The sequence below is a fragment of the Kitasatospora sp. MBT66 genome (genome assembly GCF_000710405.2).
Taxonomy (GTDB): domain Bacteria; phylum Actinomycetota; class Actinomycetes; order Streptomycetales; family Streptomycetaceae; genus Kitasatospora; species Kitasatospora purpeofusca.
Genome location: NZ_JAIY01000013.1, coordinates 241194 through 247989 on the forward strand (window position 1 = coordinate 241194; position 6796 = coordinate 247989).

Sequence of the window (6796 nt, forward strand, 5' to 3'; positions counted from 1 at the left end):
CCGGCCGACCCGCCCGTCGCGCTCGTCCCGCCCGCCTCGGCAGCCGGGGACGGGTCGGACGCTTCGGACCCGCCGTCGGCGTCCCCGGCGCGCGGCCGCGGTACCGAGCCGCCCGGCAGGACGCCGGTCGCGCCGCCCGTCCGGCCGTCGGTGCCCGTCGCCGTGATCGAGCAGCGGGTCGCCCCGTCCGCCGGGGCGGCGGCGTCGAGCGCCGGGGGAGCGGGTGGGGCGGACGGCAGCCGGTCGGCGGCGGTCCGGTCGAGCGTGGTCATTGGCACGGGCCCTTCGGGGTACGGTCCCGTCGATCCTCCCGCACCGGGCGACGTGCTCCAAGCGCGTTTCCGCCCCCTGCGCCCCACAACACCGTCACGCCCCACGAGTCCCCCTCGTACCACCGGTCCCACCTGCACAACACCCTGACGTCCCATCGGGCTCCCCGGTTCCCACGCCCGGCCTGCCTTTCCGGCCTCCCGCCCGGCCCTCCCCCCGGAGGGTGCCGGTCAGGCGCCGGGCGCCACGAAGCCCTTCAGGTCGGACAGGACAACGTTCGCGGCGGCCACGCCGAGCCCGAGGAACCAGGTCTCGTCCGGGACCGGACGCGCCTGGCCGGACTTGACCGCGCCCAGGGTCTTCCAGAGCGCCCCGCCGAGCACCGCGTCCTGGTTGGTGGAGCTGGGCGTGCCGTAGACCCCGTAGAAGATCCAGTCGGCGTCCGCCTTGTCGATCTGCTCGGGGCCGATCTCCACCGCGAGCTCCTTGACCTGCTCGATCGCGGGCTGCGGCAGCCGTACGTCGGTGAGGACGGTGCCGATGAAGGACAGCTCCGCGTACAGCCGGGTCTTGCCCGGCATGAAGCGCAGCGGCGTGATGGTGGGCCGCTTGTCGCCGAGCGCGGCGCCGATCGCCGCGGCCGCCGCCTGGTAGGCGTCCAGCTGGGCCCTGGCCTCCGCCTCCAGGCCGAACGGGCTCGCGTTGAGCAGGAAGTTCTGCTTCCACGGGTAGCCGGGGCGCAGCGAGAAGACGGTCGGCGCGATCTTGGAGAGCTGCTGGTACTGGTCCTGGGCGCGCAGCTGGCTGCCGAGGATCAGGTCCGGCTTGAGTGCGGCGATGGCCTCCAGGTTGAGGCTGTTGATGGTGCCGACGGCGGCGGGGCTGCCGGCCCTGTCCTTGAGGTAGGACGGCATGTTCTTGGAGCCGTCGGTGTGGACCACGCCGACCGGCTGGATGCCCAGCGACACGACGTTGTCGAGCTCGCCGGTGTCGAGGACGACGACCCGGGTCGGCTTCGCCGGGAGGACGGTCTCGCCCAGCGCGTGCCTGATCGTCCGCGGGTAGACGCCGGGTGCGGCGTCGGTGCCGAAGCCCTTCATCTTCTCGATCACGGTGGCGTAGTCGTCGCCGCCCTGCTTGACGGACTTCTGGTCGGGCGCGGAGCCGCCGGAGGGCTTCGCCGCGCCGCCGCCGGAGCCGCCCGATCCGGTCGATCCGCCGGAGCCGCTCGAGCCGCCGCAGGCGGTGAGGAGTCCGCCGAGGCCGAGGACGGCGCCGCCGGTGAGCGCCGCGGTGAGCAGGGCCCGTCGGCCGGGGCGGGGGGTGGTCGGGTGGCCGGGAGTGGGGGACACGCGGCGCTCCTTCGGGGGCGGAATGTGGTGAGGCAAGGCAAACCTATCCGACGTCCCCCAACGATCCCGCGCCGCGTCCACCGGGCCCGCCGGGCCGATGGCAAAACGTCTCAAAACGTGACACAGCGGGCAAATCAATTCGGTAACAACCCTTTGAAATAAAGGTACACGCCTTAACACCCCATGCATCATCGGCCAACGTCCGGCTCTGCAGGGGTGAATCGAAGGGAGTGGTTCAAATCACCAAGGGTTGGCCTACTCAACCTTCGGTACCCGCACCTAGGGTGCGCAGGTGTTTGATCAGCAGCTCTCAGAGCACGGAAGCAGCGGCCGGGCAACGGCGCCCGCCGCTCCGCAGGGTGCCCCGGTCAGTGGTGCCAGTGGTGGAGCCCCCGACCCGGGGGTGGCGGGGGCGACGGGGGCAGCGGGGGACAAGGGCCTACGGGGCAACTCCGTCGGCCTGCTGAGCAGCGTGGTCCTGGGCGTCTCCACGGTCGCCCCGGTCTACTGCCTGACCGCCACCCTGGGACCGACGGTCACCGCCGTCGGCGTCCAGATGCCGGCGGTCTTCCTGGCCGGCTTCCTGCCGATGCTGCTCGTCGCGTTCGCGTACAAGGAACTGAACAAGGACTTCCCGGACTGCGGCACGTCCTTCACCTGGACGGTCAAGGCCTTCGGCCCCCGCGTCGGCTGGATGGCCGGCTGGGGCCTGACGGTCGCCACCATCATCGTGCTGTCCAACCTCGCCGGGGTGGCCACCGACTTCCTCTACCTGATGCTCGGCGAGATGACGGGCAGCGGAGCCGTCGCCGACCTCAACGACAACAAGGCCGTCCATCTGGCCACCGTCGTCGTCCTGATCGCCGCCGCCACCGCGATGAGCTACCGCGGCATGACGGCCACCAAGTGGTTCCAGTACAGCCTGGTCGGGCTCCAGCTCGCCGTCCTGCTGCTGTTCGCCGGCATCGCCATCGGCAAGGCCGCCACCGGCGACGTGCCCGACTCCATCGGCTTCTCCGCCTCCTGGCTCAACCCGCTCGAGGTGGGCTCGTTCAGCGCCTTCACCGCCGGCCTGTCGCTCTCGATCTTCATGTACTGGGGCTGGGACACCTGCCTCACCATGAACGAGGAGACCAGCGGCAGCGCCAAGACCCCGGGCCGGGCCGCGATGATCTCGATGGTCACCCTGGTCGGCTCCTACCTGCTGGTCGCCGTCGCCGCCCAGATGTTCGCCGGCGTCGGCAGCACCGGCAACGGCCTCGGCAACCCGGACACCGCCGACAACGTCTTCTCCGCCCTGGCCCGCCCGGTCCTCGGCTCGCCGTGGAGCATCCTGCTCTTCCTGGCCGTCGTCGCCAGCGCCGCCGCCAGCCTGCAGACCACCTTCATCCCGGTCGCCCGGACCCTGCTCGCGATGAGCGCCTACCGGGCCGTGCCGCCCCGCTTCGGCACCGTCCACCCGCGCCACCGCACCCCCGGCTTCGCCACCCTCGCCGCCGGCGCCGCCACCGCCGTGTTCTACGTCGGCATGAGCGTGATCAGCGAGAACGTCGTCCAGGACACCATCCTGGCCCTCGGCCTGATGATCTGCTTCTACTACGCGCTGACCGCCTTCGCCTGCGTCTGGTACTTCCGCCACTCGCTCCGGGACAGCCTGCGCGACCTCGTCCTCAAGGGCCTCGCGCCCCTGCTCGGCGGCCTCCTGCTCGCCGGCGTCTTCCTGCAGACCCTCACCGACGCCTGGGACCCGGAGTACGGCAGCGGCGCCGTGTTCGGCATCGGCTCGGTGTTCGTCATCGGCGTCGGAATCCTGCTGCTCGGCGCCGTCCTCATGTTCGTGTACAGCGCCTACCGGCCCGCGTTCTTCCGCGGCGAGACCCTCCGCCAGGACACCCCCGCCCTCGTCGTCGAGGACTGACGGGCGACGGAGCAGCGCGGAAAGCGGCAGCACGGAGAGCCGCGGCGCGGAAGCGGAAAACCGGCGGCGGTCCGGCACCCGCGACCGCTACCCTCGAACCCATGAAGCGCTTCGCAGGTCTCGACTGGTGGCCGTCCTAGGACGGCCACCAGCCACGCCTGACCAGGGCCGTCCGGGATGGACGGCCCTGCTGCGTTTCTCCGACGGGACGGGCCCCGAGCCCCGGACGGCCGCGACCACCGCCGTACCGAGGAGAAACCCCGTGACCACCGCGACCACCGCGACCGCCCCCGCCGACCCGAGCCACCTGACCGACCTGGACGAGGGCATCCGCGCCGACCCGGCCGCCCACCGCGTCCTCACCGGCGACCGCCCCACCGGCCCGCTCCACCTCGGCCACTACTTCGGCAGCCTCCGCAACCGCGTCCACCTCCAGCGCCTCGGCGTCGAGATGCTCCTCGTCATCCCCGACTACCAGGTCATCACCGACCGGGACCTCGCCGACCGCCTCGCCGAACACACCGAGAACCTCGTGGTCGACTACCTCGCCACCGGAATCGACGCCGACCGCGCCACGATCTTCACCCACAGCTCCGTCCCCGCCCTCAACCAACTGCTGCTGCCCTTCCTCAGCCTGGTCAGCGTCGCCGAACTCCACCGCAACCCCACCGTCAAGGACGAGATCGCCCACTCCAGCCAGGCCGCCGTGAACGGACTGATGCTCACCTACCCCGTCCACCAGGCCGCCGACATCCTCTTCTGCAAGGCCGACCTCGTCCCCGTCGGCAAGGACCAGCTGCCGCACCTCGAAGTCGCCCGCACCGTCGCCCGCCGCTTCAACGAGCGCTACCCGCACCCCGACGGCACCCCCGTCTTCCCCCGCCCCCGCGCCCTGCTCTCCGCCGCACCGCTGCTCCTCGGCACCGACGGCGGCAAGATGAGCAAGAGCCGCGGCAACTCCGTCCCGCTCGCCGCCGACGAGGACACCACCGCCCGCCTCCTCAAGGGCGCGAAGACCGACGCCGACCGCCGCATCACCTACGACCCCGTCGGCCGCCCCGAGGTCGCCAACCTCCTCCTGCTCGGCGGCCTCTGCCAGGACCGCGCCCCCGAGGAACTCGCCGAGGAGATCGGCGACGGCGGCGCCGCCGCCCTCAAGCGCACCGTCACCGAGGCCGTGAACGAACACCTCCGCCCGATCCGCGCCCGCCGCGCCGAACTCGCCGCCGACCGGGGCCACATCCGCCAGGTCCTGCGCACCGGCTCCGAACGCGCCAACGCGATCGCCGACGCCACCCTCACCGAAGTGCGGGCCGTCATGGGATCGCTGTGAACGCGTCAGGGGCATAACCTCTCGGGGCCGGTCCCGCGCCGGCCCCGAGCACCCCCCGTCCCGGAAGGAACCCGGCCATGGACCAGCACCCGACCACCCCCGGCCGAGGGCTGACCCGCCCGCCGCACCTCCGCCCCGGGGACCACATCACCGTGGTCGCCACCAGCGGCCCCATCGACCCGGAGCGGCTCAGCGCCGGCACCGACGTCCTCCGCTCCTGGGGACTGCGCGTCACCGTCGCCCCGCACGTCCTCGACACCCACCCCGTCCTCGGCCACCTCGCCGGCACCGACGCCGACCGCGCCGCCGACCTCCAGGCCGCCTGGCTCGACCCCACCGTCGACGCCGTCATCTGCGCCCGCGGCGGCTACGGCGTCCACCGCATGGTCGACCTCCTCGACTGGGACGCAATGCGCGCCGTCCCGCCCAAGATCCTCATCGGCTTCAGCGACGTCTCCTCCCTGCACGAGGCCTTCGCCCAGCAACTCGGCCTCGCCACCCTCTACGGACCGATGAGCGCCACCGCCGGCTTCATCGGCGACGCCCGCACCGCCGAACACCTGCGCCGCACCCTCTTCGACCCCGCCGCCACCACCGTCATCACCTCGCCCACCGCCGCCACCCTCGTCCCCGGCCGGGCCCGCGGCGTCACCGCCGGCGGCTGCACCCACGTCCTCGCCGCCGAGCGCGGCACCCCCGCCGCCCGCCCCTCCTACGCCGGCAGCATCCTCGTCCTCGAGGACGTCAACGAGCACCCGTACCAGCTCGACCGGCTCCTCACCCAGTTCCTGCGCTCCGGCGCCTTCGACGGCGTCGCCGGGATCGCCCTCGGCTCCTGGGAGGGCTGCGGCCCGCTCGACCGGGTCCGCGACGTCATGCTCGACCGGCTCGGCCCGCTCGGCGTCCCCGTCGTCTGGGAGCTCGGCTTCGGCCACTGCCCGTCCACCCTCACCGTCCCGCTCGGCGTCCCCGCCCTGCTCGACGCCGACGCCGGCACCCTCACCCTGGACCTGCCCGCCCTCGCCGACCGCCCCGCGTAGCCCGCAGGACCGTGCCCCGGGGCCGGCCCGCCGAGCTCGCCCGCTGAGTAGGGTTCGCCCATGAACGCGGACCGCACCACCGGGGACCGTACGGGGGACACCCCCGGCGCCGACAGCCTGACGGCCCTCGCCCTCGGCCTGCTGCGAGGCCCCGGGAGCGAGGCCCGCACCATCCTCGGACTCGCCGGCCCGCCCGCCGCCGGCAAGTCCACCCTGGCCCGGCACCTCGTCGCCGAGGCCGAGCGCCGGGAGGGCCCGGGCAGCGCCGCCTACCTCCCCCTGGACGGCTTCCACCTCTCCGCCGCCCAGCTCGACCGCCTCGGCCTGGGCCACCGCAAGGGCGCACCCGCGACCTTCGACGCGCACGGCTACGTCGCCCTGCTGCGCCGGGTCGCCACCGAGCGCTTCCAGGACATCTACGTCCCCGACTTCGACCGCGACCTCGACGAACCGGTGGCCGCCCGCCACGTCGTCCACCCGCGGGCCCGCCTGGTCGTGACCGAGGGCAACTACCTCGCCTCCGCCGACCACCCCTGGCCGGAGGCGCGCCGACTGCTGCGCGAACTCTGGTACGTCGAGGCCGACGACGCCGTCCGCGAGGCCCGCCTCCTCGGCCGCCACCGCGCCGGCGGCCGGGACGAGGCCACCGCCCGCCGCTGGGTCACCGGCAACGACCACCCCAACGGCGAGTACGTGAAGGCCGGCCGTGCCGTCTGCACCCGCATCGTCCGGACGGACTGTTTGCCTTTGCCTCCGAACGGGCGTAGTGTTCTGTAGTCGCTCGGCAGGGAGCACCGGACACGCATCGGCGCGGACGGTCCCGGGGCGGCCAATCCTCTGAAACACCACCTCATCCCATTGCGGGCCGAGGCGTGTCGTTATT

General features: G+C 73.0%; 5 protein-coding genes and 1 pseudogene. 4 read left to right on the plus strand and 2 right to left on the minus strand.

Annotation, left to right across the window (positions count from 1 at the left end; all coding sequences use genetic code 11):
- Together BI06_RS51570 and BI06_RS34540 are read right to left on the minus strand one after the other, a co-directional pair.
- A pseudogene (locus BI06_RS51570) lies at positions 1 to 272 on the minus strand (hypothetical protein); the annotation flags it as partial.
- A 228-nt stretch (positions 273 to 500) separates the two neighbouring features.
- Positions 501 to 1622 carry an ABC transporter substrate-binding protein gene (locus BI06_RS34540; protein ID WP_233290407.1) on the minus strand — a complete coding sequence of 374 codons (1122 nt, stop codon included), beginning with the start codon at positions 1620 to 1622 and terminating at the stop codon, positions 501 to 503.
- Positions 1623 to 2025: 403 nt separating this feature from the next.
- On the opposite strand from BI06_RS34540, the gene BI06_RS34545 reads away from it, so the two are divergent.
- From BI06_RS34545 to BI06_RS34560, 4 genes are all read left to right on the plus strand, one after another.
- Complete coding sequence (locus BI06_RS34545) at positions 2026 to 3540, plus strand: APC family permease (RefSeq protein ID WP_043474858.1); 1515 nt, start codon at positions 2026 to 2028, stop codon at positions 3538 to 3540.
- Between the two features lie 262 nt (positions 3541 to 3802).
- Positions 3803 to 4873 (plus strand): tryptophan--tRNA ligase, encoded by a 1071-nt coding sequence (gene trpS, locus BI06_RS34550; RefSeq protein ID WP_051742569.1) that lies wholly within the window; start codon positions 3803 to 3805, stop codon positions 4871 to 4873.
- Between the two features lie 77 nt (positions 4874 to 4950).
- Complete coding sequence (locus BI06_RS34555) at positions 4951 to 5913, plus strand: LD-carboxypeptidase (protein WP_043474860.1); 963 nt, start codon at positions 4951 to 4953, stop codon at positions 5911 to 5913.
- Positions 5914 to 5973: 60 nt separating this feature from the next.
- Positions 5974 to 6690 (plus strand): nucleoside/nucleotide kinase family protein, encoded by a 717-nt coding sequence (locus tag BI06_RS34560; RefSeq protein ID WP_051742570.1) that lies wholly within the window; start codon positions 5974 to 5976, stop codon positions 6688 to 6690.
- Positions 6691 to 6796: the final 106 nt, after the last annotated feature.